Source organism: Acinetobacter sp. ANC 4470 (genome assembly GCF_002135335.1).
GTDB lineage: Bacteria > Pseudomonadota > Gammaproteobacteria > Pseudomonadales > Moraxellaceae > Acinetobacter.
This window is the reverse complement of record NZ_NEGC01000001.1, coordinates 263,841-281,001: the sequence shown is the minus strand read 5'-3', so window position 1 is coordinate 281,001 and position 17,161 is coordinate 263,841. Positions and strand designations below refer to the sequence as shown.

Genomic DNA, 17,161 nt, shown 5'->3' with positions numbered 1-17,161 from the left:
TAAAAAAGGACATTTTTTGAAAATGTCCTTTGTATTAAAACCTTAAACTGCTACAGGAATCAAGTCGGGTACTAATTTAGTTAAGCTTAAACGTTGTTTTGCTGCGGTTGAACCCAAGAGCACAAAACCGCGTAAGGTATTTTGACTATCTAGCGCTTTGGCAATCATGCCATCTTCTAGTTCTTCTGTCTCCCAAGTGACATCTACGTCAATGGGTGCTGGAAGTACAGTCAGTGGTGCGGTCGGTGTTTTCACTGCAACAGGCATTGCGGGGTAGTGAACATGAGTATTTTCACCATTTAAAGTCTTGGCTAAAGCACGGGCTTGTTGCATGATTGGCATGACGTAAGGTAGCAGTAGACCATTCACTTCTGCACAGTCACCAATGGCATAAATATCTACTTGATTGGTTTCTAAAAGTCCATTGGTCAAAATGCCACGACTACAATGAATATTCGTCGTTTTTGCTAATTCTAAGTTGGGTTGTAAACCAATCGCAGAAAGTACAATGTCTGCAACAACAGATTGACCATTAGCTAAGGTAATTTGGTAGTCGCCATTTTCAACTTTGATGACTTTTTCAACTGTTGTACCTAATACAAAATGAATACCAATATCTTCTAATTTTTCTTGAAACGACGATGCAACATATTCAGGAATGAGACGTCCCAAAGGTCTTGAAGCTAAATCAATCACAGTGACTTGATGTTCAGTGTTTTGTAAGTCATTGGCAAATTCACAGCCAATCAGACCTGCACCTAGAATCACGACACGTTTATCTTGATGTTGAGCAAGATTTTTCCGGAATTCTTTGTAGTCGTTCAAATTGTTAACCACATGAATGTCATCACTACCATCGCCTGCGATCGCTAATCGAACAGGGTTTGCCCCCACGGCAAGAACCAGTTTTGAATAGGGTTGAGTACTTTGTTGACCCTCTTTCTCTAAAATGAGTTGGTGTTGTTCGGACTGAATTTCTTTGACCCAACTATGCGCTTCAATACGCATTTTCAGTTGAGCGCTCATTTTAATTGCATCACCTAAAGCAATTTGCTCGGGTGCTTTATTGCCAACTAAAGCATTTGACAGCGTGGGTTTAGCATAGTTTACCGCATCATCTGAACAAATCATGACCAGCTCATGCTCGGGATTTAGCTTACGAAACTCACGTGCTGCGGTATAACCGGCCATACCTGAACCAATAATGACGATAGGATGCATAATGTTCTCCAAACTTTTTATAAGATGTAAAAAAGACCATGTACTATGGTCTTTTGTATCAATGATTAGATTTCAACCATTTCAAAATCAATTTTTGATACACCACAGTCTGGGCATGTCCAATCATCTGGGATATCTTCCCATTTCGTGCCTGCGACAATACCATCTTGTGGCCAACCTTCAGCTTCGTTATAAATCCATCCACAAACGATGCATTGATACTTTTTCATTTGACTCTCCAAAGCACTGACTTTTTAAAAAGTTAAGTCAGTAAAATTCCATATATAGCTTGACTCTAATAATATGACTTTCAATGTACATATTCATGCAAATTTTTACGCAGTTCTATTGTTAATGTAAAGCAAATATCTGAGTTTAGTGAGTGAATTTGAAAGCAGAATTGCAGAGGAGGACAAAACTTGTCATAAAAATACTTAAATATCATTTTTGTCTAACAATATAAACTTTTAAATAACCATAAAGAAAAGAAGTATATAAAGCTTTAGATCATTTTTTAAGTTCAGAAGTCAGCCTTTAGACTAAGGTCGAGGAGGAAAAGAATACTGGATTTGTTATTTTAGGATTGGTTAAATTTATACCTATAATTTATTTAAAAATTTATATAATAAAATCATAGATTTGTGTTCTAGCTTTGTGTTCTGTTGTATTTTATTGGAGGTCGTTTACTGGTCATTCAGTGTATAAAGCGCTAAAATTGATATATTCTCTTTTAAATTACTTTTCTCCCCATGAGCAATCTGTCTACTATTTTGTGGTCTAAAATTCGTACTGTGCAAAATTTCCCTAAACATGGAATTTGTTTCTTTGATCTGACACCATTATTTATGGGCAATATTGAGCTATTAACCGATGCGTTAATTGCCAGTATTCCTGCTGAAAAGTTGCAAGAAGTGGATAGTTTTGTTGCTGTTGAAGCACGTGGTTTTGTTCTTGCGAGCTTGTTGGCACAGCGGTTAGACAAAGGTTTATTATTGGTTCGTAAAGCGGGTAAGTTACCGCCGCCAGTGGTTGGTGTGGGTTATAGTTTAGAATATGGTATGGATCGTTTGGAAATGTCTGCTGAAATTGAGCCGCAAAAAATTATTATTGTGGATGATGTTTTGGCAACGGGTGGCACTTTAAAAGCAGTTAAACAATTGGTAGATAAATGTAACCATGAACTGTTGGGTGCTAGTATTTTCCTAGATTTACCTGACTTACATACTGATTTGGGTTTGACTGTTTGGTCGGTGCTAAATGATAAATCTCAGCCAGAACAAGCTGTTGCATAAAAGATAATAAATGATAAAAAGCCTTGGTTAATCCAAGGCTTTTTTACTTCAAAAAATGTATTTGCAGATGTTGAATTAAATCATTTAAGTTTTCAGGGCTGGCTAAACGATGATGCCCACCTTCAACGGCTTGAACAAGCATATATGGTTCAAGTTGTTCTTTAACTGTGTACATGTCCAGTACTTCATCACCTAGCTCTAAATAAGCAATTTGAGCAATCTCATGTTCAAGATCAACTTCGGCAATCGGCGGGTAGTCTTCACGAAAATTTGGGTTAAGGCTTGGATTGGCAATAATTGCTGGAATTTTGTGTAAGGCTGACATTTTGAGTGCCCAATAAGCACCTAAGCTGTGTCCCACTAAGATTTCAGGTTTAATTTTGGCGATAATATCATGATAAAAATTGGCTACAGTTTGAAAAGTGAGATTGCGATAATCGATATCGATGCAATACTTATGGTTAGCATCAATGGCATGGAATTTGGTCGATTCACGAGAAGAATCTAGTCCATGTAAAAATAAGATTTTTGAAGTACATGTACTCATTATTTTATCGTTCACTCTGTCTTTATTTACAAAGATAGAAAGAGTTGAATAGTTTCCTTTTCAACTATTTTGCTTAACTTATTGTAAGGGACTCTGCTGAACAAAGAAGTTAGCTTTTGGTCTAAGAGGCGGGCTGAACTAGTAGTGTAAACGAACTTACAAAATAAATTTTTGATTAAAAATAGAGCGCTAAAAGTCTAAATTATGGCTGTAACCAAACATACATAGCATTCAAAAAGAAATATAAATACTTTTATATAACAATGATGCTGAACGAGATGAACTATGGAAATTTTAAATTATGAAATTTTGATTCATGCTTCTCCGGAAAAAGTATGGCAAGTTTTGTGGGATTCAAAGAGCTATACACAATGGACACAATATTTTTCGCCGGGTTCGACTATGCATTCAGATTGGACGGTAGATGGTAGAACTGTTTTTTTAGATGCCAATGGTGATGGTATGGTTTCTACGATTAACCAATTAGACGAATTTAAAGTGGTGGCTTTTAAACATTTAGGTATGTTGCAAGATGGTGTTGAAGACTTAGACAGTGAAGAAGTCAAGAAATGGAGTGGTGCATTGGAAAAATACTTCCTTGAAGGCTTCAATGGAAAAACAAAATTGAGAGTTGAGTTAGAAACCACCCAAGAATATTTAGAAATGATGGTGATTGCATTTAAAAAGGGTTTTGAACAGGTCAAACTATTAGCCGAAGCCTAAAAATATGAATTAAAGGAAGTTGTTTTCAGTAAATCAATACTTTTGTTTGGCAATAAGTCATACGAAATTTTTGCTGAATCTGCTATGCTATGCAACTTCCGTTTTTTACACATATACGAGGCAGAGATGACGCAACATAACGCTCAATCGACTTCTGAACAACAAATTTCCGAAAACGATTTAATTGCACAGCGTCATGCCAAGTTAAAGCATATTGAAAAACATGCTAAGGAAAAGGGGATTAGCCCTTGGCCGAACACATTTAAACGTGAACACTACGCTCAAGATTTACAAGATCAATTTGCTGATCGGTCTAAAGAAGAAATTGAAGCGGGTGAAAAAGTTTATGTAAAAGTTGCAGGTCGAGTGATGTTGAACCGTGGTTCATTCATCGTGATTCAAGACATGACTGGCCGTATTCAACTTTATGTTGCACGTAAAGAATTAGATCCAGAAGTACTTGCAAGCATTAAAAGTTTAGACCTTGGTGATATTATTGCAGTTGAAGGTTATATCGGTCGTTCTGGTAAAGGCGATCTTTACGTTCATATTGAGCACTTCGAGCTTTTAACCAAATCACTGCGTCCACTTCCAGATAAATTCCATGGTTTAAACGATACAGAAATGAAGTATCGTAAACGTTATCTTGATTTGATGGTGAATGACGAAACGCGTAATACCTTTGAGATTCGTGCCAAAGTGGTTTCTGGTATTCGTGCATTTTTAACTGAACAACGTTTCATGGAAGTTGAAACACCAATGATGCATGTGATTCCAGGTGGTGCATCTGCGCGTCCATTTGAAACACATCACAATGCACTTGATATGCCATTGTTCTTACGTATTGCACCTGAGCTTTACTTGAAACGCTTAGTGGTCGGTGGTTTTGAACGCGTATTCGAAATTAACCGAAACTTCCGTAATGAGGGTGTTTCGACTCGTCATAATCCAGAATTCACGATGATTGAATTCTATCAAGCATATGCAGATTACAAAGACTTAATGGCTTTGACTGAAAATATGCTGGAAAAATTAGCCATCGACATCTTGGGTTCTACCGATGTGCCTTATCAAGGTGAAGTATTTAGCTTCAAAGGGCCATTTAAGAAAATTTCGATGTTTGATGCTATTCTTGAACATAACCCAAACCTCACGCCAGAAAATGTTGCTGATCGTGAATTTTTGGCTAAATTTATTCAAGAAGAATTGAAAGAAAAAGTAAAACCAAGTTTTGGTTTAGGAAGATTGCAAACCATTGTCTTTGAAGAAACGGTTGAAACGAAACTTCGCCAACCAACATTTATTACTGAATATCCAGCGGAAACTTCACCATTAGCGCGTCGTAATGATCATAATTCACATATTACAGATCGTTTTGAGTTCTTTATTGGTGGTCGTGAATTGGCGAATGGTTTCTCAGAGTTAAATGACCCAATTGACCAAGCAGAACGTTTCCAAGCGCAAGTTGAAGAGAAAGATGCAGGTGATGATGAAGCGATGCATTACGATGCAGACTTTATTGAAGCACTTGAATATGGCCTTCCTCCAACAGCGGGTCAAGGTATTGGTATTGACCGTTTAGTGATGTTATTTGCTGATGCAGCAAGTATCCGTGATGTAATTTTATTCCCTCACATGCGTCATAAAAACTAAATTATGTTTTCATAAAAAACCCGCTTTAAAGCGGGTTTTTTATGAAGATAATTACAACAATACTAAAATTGAATCATTGCAAAAAATGCTTAAAGAAAATATGGTGTTTGTATAATTAAGCCTTCAGAATGTAAAGAAAATGTTTGTGAAAAAAACACTATTTGTAACGATGTTAATGAGTGCATCTTCAGCAATTTTTGCTAAGGGTCTAGTTTTAAATGATCAAAACCTAAGAACAGATTTAAATTGGCTTAATCAACAGGGCGTTATTCAGATTAGTACCTCAACTTGGCCAATGAGCGGTGACGAAATTTTACGCGCACTTGCATCAGCCAATGTTTCTAACAACACGCAAAAAAAAGTTATTGATTCTGTTCAAGCTGCATTAAAAGCTGACAACCATATGTTAAAAGCAGGTCTATATGTAGAGTCTGACCAGAAAGATATCCCTCAAGCATTTGGGGATAAGCAAAAAGCTCAATATCAAGCTGCATTAGAATTTAATGCAGGCGGTGAAAATTGGGATGCTAAAATTCGTGTTAATGCTGAAAAAAATCCGCAGATTGATAATGATCAAGATGTGAATGTTGAAGGTTCTTATATTGCAGGAAAACTTTGGAATCAATGGCTCATTGCAGGGCAAATTCCAACCTATTGGGGCTCAAGTCATGATGGTAGCTTAATCCGTGGCGACGCAAATCGTCCAGTGTATGGTTTTACGGCTCAGCGCGCAGAACAAAAAGCTTTTGAAACGCCATGGTTATCTTGGATTGGCCCTTGGCAATATCAGGCATTTGGTGGTCAATTGGATGCTTACACAGCAGTACCTGATACACGTTTATTTGGGCTGCGTTTAACTGCACAACCTTTGCCTTATTTAGAATTAGGTGCATCGCGTATTTCTCAAATCGATGGTGAAGGACAACCAGGAAGTTTTAGAGCATATTGGAATGCATTTATTGGTAAAGATAATGAATGTAATGATAGTTCATGTACTGGCGAAGGAAATGCTTCAAACCAATTGGCAGGTTTTGATGCACGACTTAACCTACAATCATTGACTTCAGTACCAGTGAGTTTATATGGTCAATATGTTGGTGAAGATGAGGCTGGTTTTCTACCTTCGAAAAAAATGTATCTTGCAGGCGTAGATTATTCTTCAAGTTTTAAAAATTTACCGTACCAACTTTATGCAGAGTGGGCGGATACTACAACGAATGGTGATGTAAAAGGTATTTCGTATAATCATCACATTTATACTGATGGCTACTATCAGCATGGCTACTCATTAGGTCATGCAATGGGGGGAGATGGTGAAATGGTTTCGCTTGGTGGTGATATTCGTTTAGACCCAATGAACCGTTTGAGTGGACGAGTCCTTTTTGCCAAAGTAAACCAATCTGAAGGATTAACCAATCTGGCATTCCCAAGAAATGATGAAATTAAAGCTTTGGATTTAACTTGGTCATATTATTTAAAACCTGACATTCCGTTAAAAATTAATGGCTGGTTCAGTGATTCAGATGTAAATGGTAATGACGGGGGAGCATCTATTGGAATTGAATTTCCCTTAGATAAAACATTGTTCCAGTATTAAGTTCTATTTAAAAAGTCCCACTTTAGTGGGATTTTTTATTTTGTAATTTTTTTCATATAGACTTAAAGATCAATTTTTTAAAATATTTCAGAAATTTAAGACAAAAAAATACGCAATGATTGGGGTGACCATTGCGTATAACAACGAAGCTGTTTGCACAGTTTCGGTTAAGGAGAATGTTGAAACTCTGTTGAGTCTTAAACATTGAAGCCATCATAAAATGAACGGTAAGTCATTTCATGATAGTTTCGGTTAAATTGTGTTAACTAAAGTTAATCACTCTAGGTTAGTGTGATTAATTCCTCATTATTCTGGCATAAAAAAACCTTCTAGATAGAAGGTTTTTTTATGAAGTTAGTTTTAGAAGTGAAACACACCTAAACCATTTTTAATTTCATCGAGTGTATTTTGAGTAATGATACGACATTTATCGGTACCATCTTTCAAAATATCCATGATGTAGTCAGGGTCTTTAGCAAGTTCGATGCGACGTTCACGAATAGGCGTGATGAGTTCTTTGAGTACACTTTCAAGGCGTTTCTTCACAGTACCATCACCTAAGCCACCACGACGATAATGTGCTTTTAACTCTTCAACTTCTTCTTTATTTGGATCAAAAGCATCTAAATAAGTAAATACAATATTACCTTCGACTTGACCTGGATCTTCAATTCTTAAATGATTCGGATCGGTATACATTGCATTTACAGCTTTTTTAATATCTTTGTCAGAAGCATCTAGCACAATGGTATTGCCCAATGATTTAGACATTTTTGCTTTGCCATCAAAACCGGGTAAACGACTCATGTTTGAAAGTAGAGCTTTACATTCTGGCAGAACATCATGACCAATTTGACGATTTAAACGACGTATAATTTCATTGGTCTGTTCAATCATTGGAATTTGGTCATCACCAACAGGAACGACAGATGCTTTAAATGCGGTAATGTCAGCTGCCTGTGCAACTGGATAGCATAAAAAACCAGCTGGAATATCACGTTCGAAACCACGGAGTTGAATTTCTGCTTTAATGGTTGGGTTACGTTCTAAACGTGACACAGTCACAAAGTTGAGGTACAACATGGTTAATTCATTTAATGCAGGCAAGCATGACTGAACACAAATTGTTGTTTTCGTTGGATCAATGCCGACGGCAAGATAATCTGTTGCTACTTCAATAATATTACGGCGTACTTTTTCAAAGTTATCTGCATTATCTGTTAAGGCTTGAGCATCAGCAAGGAGGAGATGTTGATGGTGAGAATCTTGTAGTCCTACACGCGAACGTAAAGAGCCCACAAAATGACCTAAATGAAGTTGTCCAGTTGGGCGGTCGCCAGTCAAAATAACAGGACGATTGTCTTGATTACTCATTATCTCTCTATTCCAAAGTTGTTAACACAACATGTATCTGCTGATGAATTGCTATATTGTACGGCATAATGTTTTTTAATGTCAGACACTATAAAAACAGAACATTGAAAAAATAAAAAGAATTTAATGAAGTTGATACAGTTTTCTTAACTATTTGTATTTAAAATACCCTCTAGAAACTTTAAGGATAAAAAGAATGGCGAGTAGCTTATTAATATTATTAGATGATATTGCCACCGTATTAGATGACGTTGCTGTCATGAGTAAAATGGCGGCAAAAAAAACGGCTGGGGTATTAGGGGATGATTTAGCGCTGAATGCGCAGCAAGTTAGTGGTGTTCGTTCTGAACGTGAATTACCCGTAGTTTGGAGCGTCGCAAAAGGTTCATTCATTAATAAGTTAATTCTTGTACCTTTAGCTTTGCTGATTAGTGTCGTTGCGCCGTGGCTCATTAATCCTTTATTGATGATTGGCGGTTTATTTTTGTGTTATGAAGGCGTGGAAAAAGTTCTTCATAGTTTGCATCATAAAAAAGCCCAGACTCAAGAAGCAGCTGAGGCTGAATTGATAGAAATAGAAACAGATTTCGTCACCTTTGAAAAAGATAAAATTAAAGGTGCTGTTCGTACTGATTTTATTTTATCTGCTGAAATTGTAGTAATTTCATTGGGTACGGTTGCGACAGCTGCATTTGGTACCAAAGTCCTCGTGCTTTCAGTTATTGCTACTTTAATGACTGTGGGGGTGTATGGTTTTGTTGCTATGATTGTGAAAATTGATGATTTAGGTTTATATTTAACCGAGCAAGCATCTAGTCTTAAGCAAAGTATTGGGCGTGGATTGTTAGCATTTGCACCAAAATTAATGAAAACCCTGACCTTTGTAGGAACAATTGCGATGTTCTTGGTCGGGGGCGGGATTATTAATCATGCTGTGCCTTTGATTCATCATTGGAGTGAAGATTCAGTCGACTATATTGAGCACATTCCCGCAGTTGGCAATATTGTTGGTGCAATTACACCCACCTTAATTAATTTTGCCATTGGTTTTGTTGCAGGGTTATTGGTTCTAGTGGTTGTGAACTTTATTAAAAAGTTTTGGCCGAAATCAAAATAAGTATCATCATAAAAATTATGTAAAATCAGATGAAAACAAAATAAAAGGAATATCACTATGCGCTGGAAAGGACGTCGTGTAAGTACAAATGTAGAAGACCGTCGTGGTGGTGGCGGTGCTAAAGCGGGTGGTATTAGTATTTTAGGTCTTGTGGTTGCCTTTGTGGCGTGGAAGTTTTTTGGCGTTGACCCTCAACAAGCCTATCAAGCCACGAAGCAAGTGACGTCACAATCACAACCTGCTGAAACGAAAGGCTTGGATCACCCAACAGCAGAACAGCAAGAAGCCATGGATTTTGTTGGGACAGTCTTAGCTGATACCGAAGATACGTGGACTCCAATCTTTCAACAACAGTTAAATAGTCAGTATGTCGCCCCGAAGTTAGTCATGTTTAATGGTGTGGTTAATTCGGGCTGTGGTACAGCACAATCTGCAATGGGGCCATTTTATTGTCCTGCAGATCGTAAAGTGTATATTGATACGGCTTTCTTTAAAGATATGCGTCAGCAAATGGGTGTTTCTGGCGAGAAAAACTCCACAGAATTATCCCGTCAAGATCAAGCAGGTGATTTTGCCCAAGCTTATGTAGTTGCGCATGAAGTCGGGCATCATCTACAAACGTTGTTAGGTATTTCTGATCAAGTACAAAAAGCACGAGCTCAGTCCAGTAAGGTGCAAGGCAATCAACTCTCTGTGCGTCAGGAATTACAAGCAGACTGCTTTGCCGGAATTTGGGCACATCATAATCAACAACGTACCCAATTTTTAGAGCAAGGTGACATTGAAGAAGCCATGGATGCAGCACATAAAATTGGTGATGATTACTTGCAAAAACGCTCTACAGGGCAAGTTGTACCTGATAGCTTCACCCATGGTAGTAGTGAACAACGGATGAAATGGTTTCAAACAGGTTTGAAATCAGGAAATATCAACGATTGTGATGCTTTTAATCAAGCGATTTAAACAAAATAAAAAGAGGATTTTAAATCCTCTTTTTATTTTTAAATTTTCAGCGACTTAAGAATTTTTTAAAGTTACGGATAATCCTGATTGAAACGTAAAGTGCAGCTAAGGCAAAAAGGCTGATGCTAAAAATAATATATTTTAAACTTGAAATATCAGCTTGATAAAACTGCTGAATTTGTTGTTGAGAATAAGTCCATTGTTGCTGTTTTTGAGTACGACTGTCTTGATAACTAACCATTTGAATATAGTTGAATTGACCAATTTTTAGTAAATCAATCTGTTTAATTTGTCGAGTGTGGATTTGATTATATTCATCAGTGCAAATATCTTGTAAATAATGCTCACAATTGATTTTTGAAATAAAACCATTATTGGCAATTAAAATAAAAATCGCTTGATCGGGGCGTTTATTATTTGAGACTAAAACCAACTGTTCTTGCATCGTTGATTTAAGTGAAATGTGTTTTGCTTGTTGGAAAGCTTGATCTGCATTTAAAATTTCTTTGCTTTTCGAATAGACACTGAAAAATAAAGCGATTGTAATGAGAAAAATCACAACTGCAAAAAAAAGTCGAAATAGTGTTTTAACTGTTTGATGCATGAATAAATTCAACTTAATGTAGAGTTGGAAGAAAGCGTTGATACATTCAACACTTTGATGTTGCTCTATGTTAAATCATTGCTAAAAATATGTAAAAAAACTTAACTATTTTGTTTGATCTGCAGAAAATCGTTAAACTGATTTAGTTAATAAATTTTATTTAATGAAATATTTTAATTGGAAATAGTTGGATGAATGCACTTTATTCCAATGAATCGCTAAAGCTGGAACTTTAATGGGAAATTTCTTTTTTCTTCAGATACTTACTGTTATTTTCGCACTTTCTATTGCCACGACAATTTTTAATAAACGTATCTTAGCTTTCCCACAAGCCATTGGTGTGCCAATTGTTTCGGCGATTTTTGTTTTTATTTTACAATGGGGTGCGAGTTTACTCAGTGGTAATCAGTTCATAACAATTAATATTCACAATATTGAAGAAGCTGTTCGCCATATTGATTTTTATGACTTTTTAATTAATGGGGTGATTTGTTTTATCCTGACATCTTCCGCTTTAAAATTTAAAGTGTCCGATTTAAAAAGTCATTGGAAGCCCATTAGTATCTTGGCAAGTATTGCTCTGGTACTTTGTGCGGTCTTTTTTGGGGTGACTCTATATGGGTATCAACTCCTGACTGGCAACCATGTCGATATATTAGTTCTTCTGTTATTAGGTGCTGCGCTTGGTGCCACTGATCCGATTGGGGTGAAAGCTGTTTTAAGTTCAGTACGTGCACCTCATCATCTAATGGTGAAACTTGAAGGCGAATCACTCTTTAATGATGCCATGTGTATCGCTGTATTCATGACTTTATTGCATGTGTTGCAGGGGGAGCACTTTACCATTATTGGTACTTTAGAAACCTTACTCTATGAGATTGTGGTTGCAATTATTATTGGTTGGGGCTTTGGTCTGGGAATTTTAAGATTACTTCGTGGTAAACATGAAATGGAATCTTTAATCTTAACTACAGCATTGTTGGCATGTGGTTCATATTTAGTTGCGTTATTTGCGAATGCTTCTGCGCCAATTGCTTGTGTGATTGGTGGTTTGGTTGTGGGGAATAAGTGGAAAGAAATTTTACAAGAACGTGAAATTCGTGAAATAAACCATTTTTGGCATACCGTTGAAGGCATTATTAATTCATTCTTGTTTACGCTGATTGGTCTAGAACTCTTTATTTTAGATTTAAGTGTTAGCCTGATTTTAGGTGGTATTGTCGCCTTTATTATTTTGCATGCTTCGCGCTTTGCTGCGAACTATCTTTCTTTTACCTTTTTCCCCAATTTTCGCCATAAAAGCTATAACGGCAGTTTGGCTATTTTATCGTGGGGTGGAGTGCGTGGAGGGATCTCACTTGCCTTGATCTTGGCGGTTGCGAATATTCCTGAGCTGAGTAAATATAGCAGTATCTTAATTGGTTATACCTTTATTGCAGTATTACTTTCAGGCTTAGTCTGTGGGCTTGGTTTACCCGCTGTAATGAATGCGTTCTATTACAATCCGAATGAAGAAACGACGGGTTTTAAAGGTTGGTATCAACGCTTGTGCCATAAAATGAACAAGAAAGGTTTTCAGTATATTGTGGGGGAAGATGCTAATGGTAATGAAACTATTACGGTATATAACCCAGATGCCTTAATTGATAAAAAAGCTGATGATGGCGTAGCTGTAATGCACAACCCAGAAAAGGTACATGTTGTGAAGCGTTTGGAAAGCCCAGATAATTTTTAATGGTATTAAAATTACTCTAAAAAAGCCCGAATGTGAGCTTTTTTAGAGTAGAGAAAAATTGAATGATCAAATCATCTTTATTTTTTTAAGAATTCTAAATAGGGCTTCACCATCAATTGCTCAGCTTCCAATATAGGCATATGACCAACTCCGTCTAATACAATTGGTGTTTCTGCTTTTTTCAATAAAGACTTGAGTTCTTGTGCTACTTCGACATTGATGATTTTATCTTGTTTCCCCCAAATAATAAGTGTTGGAACATCAATAGTACGTGCAGCAAGTGCGAAGGAATCAGGTGTATGGGTTTTGGACATTAACACCAATTGATTGATCATTTTTTGTGTATTTTTTGATTGTGCGATCATCATTTTTTCTTGTTCGACTTTTATTTCATTTGGAATAAAGGGCGGGCTTTCAGTTGTTAAGCGCATGAGTTTGTCAAAATCTCCAGATTTAGAAACCATCAAATCTTTTAATAATGTCGGGTCTTTTAAATAAGCTGTATTGGCAGTTTTATAAATTCCCGCGCTATCCACTAAAAGAAGCGATTGAGTATCCAGAGGGTATTGGGCTGTGTAGAGTAGGGCAATCGCGCCGCCCATTGAATGTCCAGCAATATGGAGCTGATTTTCAAACTTGCCTGCCTCGACAAATCGGCGGATTTTTTCAGTTAAATTTGGAATGGTCAGATCAAAGTCTTCTGTGACTTGAGTGTCGCCATGAGCAGGTAAATCAGGAATAATCACATGATAATAAGGAGTCAAATAGCGCGCCACACGGTTCCAGTTATTGCGAGATCCAGCTAAGCCATGAATCAATAATACAGTAGGTTTGGCTGATGATCCGCCTTCGCTATATGACCACATTACATTTTTAACTTTAAGTTGTTTGCTTTGTAAGCCTGCCCAAGCACGTTCTTGTTGTAATATTTGTTGGAAGTTAATTGCCGCTGCAAAACTTGTGCTAGGTAACATACCTAAAGCCACGCTACCACAGGATATTGCCAATGATAGACAGAGTGTTGAAAAAGTCCTTTTCATGAGTTGCGGCCTAATTGTTTTTATATTGGATGTTGCTCTAGACTAGAAGAGTTTATAAATAAAATCATTTGCTTGAAAGGTCAAATTAGATGATTTAAGGACAATATATGCCACAACATTCTAGTAACTCCAGTGATGAGTTAGCACGTCAAATACTACAAGTGGTTGCTTTAATTCCTTATGGAAAAGTGGCTTCATACGGACAAATTGCAAAGCTGGCGGGTTTGCCTAAACATGCACGTTTAGTCGGTTATGTTTTAAAACATATGGATCAAGCGACTGAAATTCCTTGGCATAGAGTCATTAATTCACAAGGGAAAATTAGCCTAAGTAAATTAGATGATCATGGTGATAATATTCAACGTTTGAAATTGTTAGAAGAAGGCGTGATGGTTATTGCAGATAAGATTAATTTAAAACAATATCAATGGATAAATGGTTTATAAAATAATGACTGAATTGAATAAAGTAAGGGGTTTCCCATCTTTAGAAAAAGATGGGAAAGAGAAAAGGATTATGGTTGACGAACAATCAGGACAGGAATATGAGATTCTCCTAATAAGCTTTGTGCAACGCTGCCAAGGAATAGCTTTTTGAAACCTGTACGACCATGTGAGCCAATGATAATCAGGTCAGCATGTATTTCTTCTGCTGCTCTGATGATTTCACGATGAATCACTTGTCCTTCAAGTAGTTTAGTTTCTACTTCAATGCCTTGTTCATTAAATTTTGCTTTGGCTGCAGCAAGCGATTCTTCAATTGAGGTACGAGCCCGTTCGATTAAATCATTGGTTTGACTTGCAGAAATATATTCCGCTGCAATATATGGATCGAGTACTAGAGTCTGAATCACTGTAATTTTACTGCCAAATGCTTTAGCAAATTCAACCGCTTTTTCGACGGCTGCATATGATGTTTCTGAACCGTCAACTGGGACTAAAATATTATGATAAGCCATGTGAATTTCTCCTTATAATCGTTACTAAAACAGCTACGTTATAGAACTATAAATTATTGTTTATTAAAACAGCTTACATTTTGATTCTAACTACATCTTTTCTAAAATAAAACTTAGCAATTTCATGAGGATGATTCACCACCATAAAGTATTATTTCTAATTTAATCTAACATGTATTGGTTTGAAATATAAAGGCTTTAAAACTAAAGTCTGATGAAATTGTAAGCAGATTTTTTATTTGAAAGTAGATGAAATATGCCTTTGAAAAATGTCATATCATAAGTGTAGTAACTTACTAATAATGAAATAGAAATGACTGAACAAAATCAATTAAATTGGCAACGGGACAATTTTGAAAATATTGAAGAAGCGTGGAAGGATGATCTTTGGGATCGAAAGCGTTTGGGTGAGCAGCTCACCCATTATGTTGACCGTTTAAATTGTGGTGCGGTGTTGGCATTAGATGCGCGTTGGGGCGAGGGTAAAACGTGGTTTGTTCGGCATTGGCAAAAGCATTTAGAAGATGAAAAGCATAATGTGATTTATTTAGATGCTTTTGCAAATGATTATTTAGATGATCCATTTTTAGTTGTGACCTCTGAAATTACCAATATTCTAAGTAAAGATAAAAAGACTAAAGGGAAAGTTGAAAAACTAATTGATTTATCAGCATCAGTTGGAAGTGCATTATTGCCATCTTTACCAAAAATAGCTTTAACTCTAGGATTGCATTTGATTGGTGCTGGATTTTTTAATAGCGTTTTACAGCAGGGTTATGAAAATGCTAAAGATGAAATAGATAAATTATCAGATGAAGCTAGTGATCGTATAAAGGAAAGTATTCAAGAAAAAATAGTTGGTCATGAAGCAGAAAAGAAAACTTTATCCGAATTCAAAAAACATTTAGCTGAAACTGTTGTGAAACTAGATAAGCCCTTAGTATTTATTATTGATGAATTAGACCGTTGTCGCCCTGACTTTGCGATTCGTTTGATTGAACGGATTAAGCACTTTTTTGATATTAAAAATATTGTTTTTGTTTTAGTGATGGATAAAGCCCAATTCTCTAAGGTGATCTGTCACAACTATGGCTATGATGAGGCTTTAGGTGAAGAGTATTTGGATAAGTTTGTTGATTTTGAGGTATCTCTTAAGAAAAAGAGTTTACTTCCATATGAAGAAATTTATGAAATTATTGAAGAATATTTGAGTCAAATTGGCTTTGTACGTAATAGTAGTAACAAGGGAGTGATTGGATTAATTTCAGTATTATATTTATACAAAAAAATTAACATGAGAGCTTTATTAAAAATCGTAAATAAAGTTTCGCTTTTTCAGGTTGAGAATAATTTGAAAAATGAATTTTTAGTCTACCTACTTTTTGATATTGATGTTTTAAATAGGTTTAATAAAACTGAAGATTTTTTAGAATATGTGAGATCTGATTTGATTGGTCTTACAGAATATTGTTTGTTGGATCGTATTGTTGGAATTGAATCAAGTATGCCTGAAGAAGAATTAAAAAAATTACAAGGAGATGGTTTAAGTAAGTTGGTTTTTAATTCAACTTTAAATTCTGAACTTTTATTAAATATTGACATGCTTTTAGAAAAAAATGAGAAGGCGTATTTTAAAATGATAGATTGGCTTTCAAAGGATTTATTTGAGAATCCTTATGAAGGTAATCTCATTGAAAATTGGAAAAAGTATTTATTTATCTAGGTTTAAGAAGTTAATCAAAGCATCCACATCATCCGTCTGCAACTGTTCACGCATTTTTAAAAACTGCTTTTCATCTAAGTCATAAAGCTTAAGAGAAAGTAGTTTTTCTATTTTCTCGGTTGGAAAACGATATTTAATAATTTTTGCAGGTACGCCGCCCACTACAGCGTAAGATGGCACATCTTTAGTCACCACAGCACCTGTTGCAACGATAGCACCTTCACCTAGCTTTACTCCTTGCATAATCATGACGCGACTACCAATCCAGCAACCATCGCCAATAATCGTATCGCCAGCAGGGACAAAACTACGGGTATCGAACGGAAAGGCTGAAATCCAGTCAGTACGATGCAATTGGTTGCCGCCCATCATAATCACGCATTCAGCGCCAAAACAGACAAAGTTGCCGATATGTAGCTGATCTATCGGTTTTTCCACAGTAGCAGGTTTATCATGCAGATAACGCACCACACAGCGCTCAAATCCTTGATCCCAATATGCAGAGTAATAACTATAATTTCCCTTAATGTGAATATTCGGATTTTTTACTGTTTTAGAGATAAATTCGAATTCACACCAATGTTTAACAGGGGAATTAATGGCATCAGACATAT

General features: G+C 36.2%; 17 protein-coding genes. 9 read left to right on the top strand and 8 right to left on the bottom strand.

Annotated elements, in window-relative coordinates:
• Positions 1-42: 42 nt before the first annotated feature.
• Both B9T25_RS01300 and rubA read right to left on the bottom strand, forming a co-directional pair.
• On the bottom strand, positions 43-1,221 hold the full coding sequence (locus tag B9T25_RS01300; protein WP_086186693.1) for an NAD(P)/FAD-dependent oxidoreductase: 1,179 nt from the start codon (positions 1,219-1,221) through the stop codon (positions 43-45).
• A 65-nt stretch (positions 1,222-1,286) separates the two neighbouring features.
• Entirely contained in the window at positions 1,287-1,451 is a 165-nt protein-coding gene (gene rubA, locus B9T25_RS01295) for a rubredoxin RubA (protein WP_086186692.1), read from the bottom strand.
• A gap of 519 nt (positions 1,452-1,970) precedes the next feature.
• Between rubA and B9T25_RS01290 the strand changes: the two genes are divergently transcribed.
• Positions 1,971-2,513, top strand: coding sequence for an adenine phosphoribosyltransferase (locus tag B9T25_RS01290; RefSeq protein ID WP_086186691.1), 543 nt, complete (start codon positions 1,971-1,973; stop codon positions 2,511-2,513).
• Positions 2,514-2,556: 43 nt separating this feature from the next.
• Here B9T25_RS01290 and B9T25_RS01285 read toward each other — a convergent pair whose 3' ends face one another.
• A complete protein-coding gene (locus B9T25_RS01285) occupies positions 2,557-3,060 on the bottom strand; it encodes a YqiA/YcfP family alpha/beta fold hydrolase (RefSeq protein ID WP_086186690.1) in 504 nt (167 codons plus the stop codon).
• Between the two features lie 285 nt (positions 3,061-3,345).
• Between B9T25_RS01285 and B9T25_RS01280 the strand changes: the two genes are divergently transcribed.
• The 3 genes from B9T25_RS01280 to B9T25_RS01270 all read left to right on the top strand — a co-directional run bounded on the left by B9T25_RS01280 (position 3,346) and on the right by B9T25_RS01270 (position 7,033).
• Positions 3,346-3,783: an SRPBCC family protein gene (locus tag B9T25_RS01280; RefSeq protein WP_086186689.1), complete on the top strand. Its 438-nt coding sequence runs from the start codon at positions 3,346-3,348 to the stop codon at positions 3,781-3,783.
• A 126-nt stretch (positions 3,784-3,909) separates the two neighbouring features.
• The gene (lysS, locus tag B9T25_RS01275; protein WP_086186688.1) at positions 3,910-5,436 is read left to right on the top strand and encodes a lysine--tRNA ligase; all 1,527 of its coding nucleotides are present in this window, start codon (positions 3,910-3,912) and stop codon (positions 5,434-5,436) included.
• A gap of 139 nt (positions 5,437-5,575) precedes the next feature.
• A complete protein-coding gene (locus tag B9T25_RS01270) occupies positions 5,576-7,033 on the top strand; it encodes a capsule assembly Wzi family protein (protein WP_086186687.1) in 1,458 nt (485 codons plus the stop codon).
• A gap of 360 nt (positions 7,034-7,393) precedes the next feature.
• Here the strand turns inward: B9T25_RS01270 and trpS are convergent, their stop codons facing one another.
• Complete coding sequence (gene trpS / locus B9T25_RS01265; RefSeq protein WP_086186686.1) at positions 7,394-8,407, bottom strand: tryptophan--tRNA ligase; 1,014 nt, start codon at positions 8,405-8,407, stop codon at positions 7,394-7,396.
• 196 nt (positions 8,408-8,603) lie between these two features.
• Between trpS and B9T25_RS01260 the strand changes: the two genes are divergently transcribed.
• Both B9T25_RS01260 and B9T25_RS01255 read left to right on the top strand, forming a co-directional pair.
• Positions 8,604-9,524 (top strand): DUF808 domain-containing protein, encoded by a 921-nt coding sequence (locus tag B9T25_RS01260; RefSeq protein WP_086186685.1) that lies wholly within the window; start codon positions 8,604-8,606, stop codon positions 9,522-9,524.
• A gap of 57 nt (positions 9,525-9,581) precedes the next feature.
• Positions 9,582-10,487 carry a neutral zinc metallopeptidase gene (locus B9T25_RS01255; RefSeq protein WP_086186684.1) on the top strand — a complete coding sequence of 302 codons (906 nt, stop codon included), beginning with the start codon at positions 9,582-9,584 and terminating at the stop codon, positions 10,485-10,487.
• Positions 10,488-10,533: 46 nt separating this feature from the next.
• Here B9T25_RS01255 and B9T25_RS01250 read toward each other — a convergent pair whose 3' ends face one another.
• Positions 10,534-11,091, bottom strand: a complete 558-nt coding sequence (locus B9T25_RS01250; RefSeq protein ID WP_086186683.1) for a hypothetical protein — start codon at positions 11,089-11,091, stop codon at positions 10,534-10,536.
• 235 nt (positions 11,092-11,326) lie between these two features.
• Here B9T25_RS01250 and B9T25_RS01245 point away from each other — a divergent pair, with 235 nt between their 5' ends.
• Entirely contained in the window at positions 11,327-12,826 is a 1,500-nt protein-coding gene (locus B9T25_RS01245; RefSeq protein ID WP_086186682.1) for a cation:proton antiporter, read from the top strand.
• A 77-nt stretch (positions 12,827-12,903) separates the two neighbouring features.
• Here the strand turns inward: B9T25_RS01245 and B9T25_RS01240 are convergent, their stop codons facing one another.
• On the bottom strand, positions 12,904-13,866 hold the full coding sequence (locus tag B9T25_RS01240) for an alpha/beta fold hydrolase (RefSeq protein WP_086186681.1): 963 nt from the start codon (positions 13,864-13,866) through the stop codon (positions 12,904-12,906).
• Positions 13,867-13,973: 107 nt separating this feature from the next.
• Here B9T25_RS01240 and B9T25_RS01235 point away from each other — a divergent pair, with 107 nt between their 5' ends.
• Entirely contained in the window at positions 13,974-14,312 is a 339-nt protein-coding gene (locus tag B9T25_RS01235; protein ID WP_086186680.1) for an MGMT family protein, read from the top strand.
• A gap of 68 nt (positions 14,313-14,380) precedes the next feature.
• Here B9T25_RS01235 and B9T25_RS01230 read toward each other — a convergent pair whose 3' ends face one another.
• A complete protein-coding gene (locus B9T25_RS01230; RefSeq protein WP_086186679.1) occupies positions 14,381-14,824 on the bottom strand; it encodes a universal stress protein in 444 nt (147 codons plus the stop codon).
• 313 nt (positions 14,825-15,137) lie between these two features.
• Between B9T25_RS01230 and B9T25_RS01225 the strand changes: the two genes are divergently transcribed.
• Complete coding sequence (locus tag B9T25_RS01225) at positions 15,138-16,547, top strand: KAP family P-loop NTPase fold protein (RefSeq protein ID WP_086186678.1); 1,410 nt, start codon at positions 15,138-15,140, stop codon at positions 16,545-16,547.
• Here B9T25_RS01225 and B9T25_RS01220 read toward each other — a convergent pair.
• Entirely contained in the window at positions 16,536-17,159 is a 624-nt protein-coding gene (locus B9T25_RS01220) for a CatB-related O-acetyltransferase (RefSeq protein ID WP_086186677.1), read from the bottom strand. The two genes, B9T25_RS01225 and B9T25_RS01220, sit on opposite strands and share 12 nt — an antisense overlap.
• Positions 17,160-17,161: the final 2 nt, after the last annotated feature.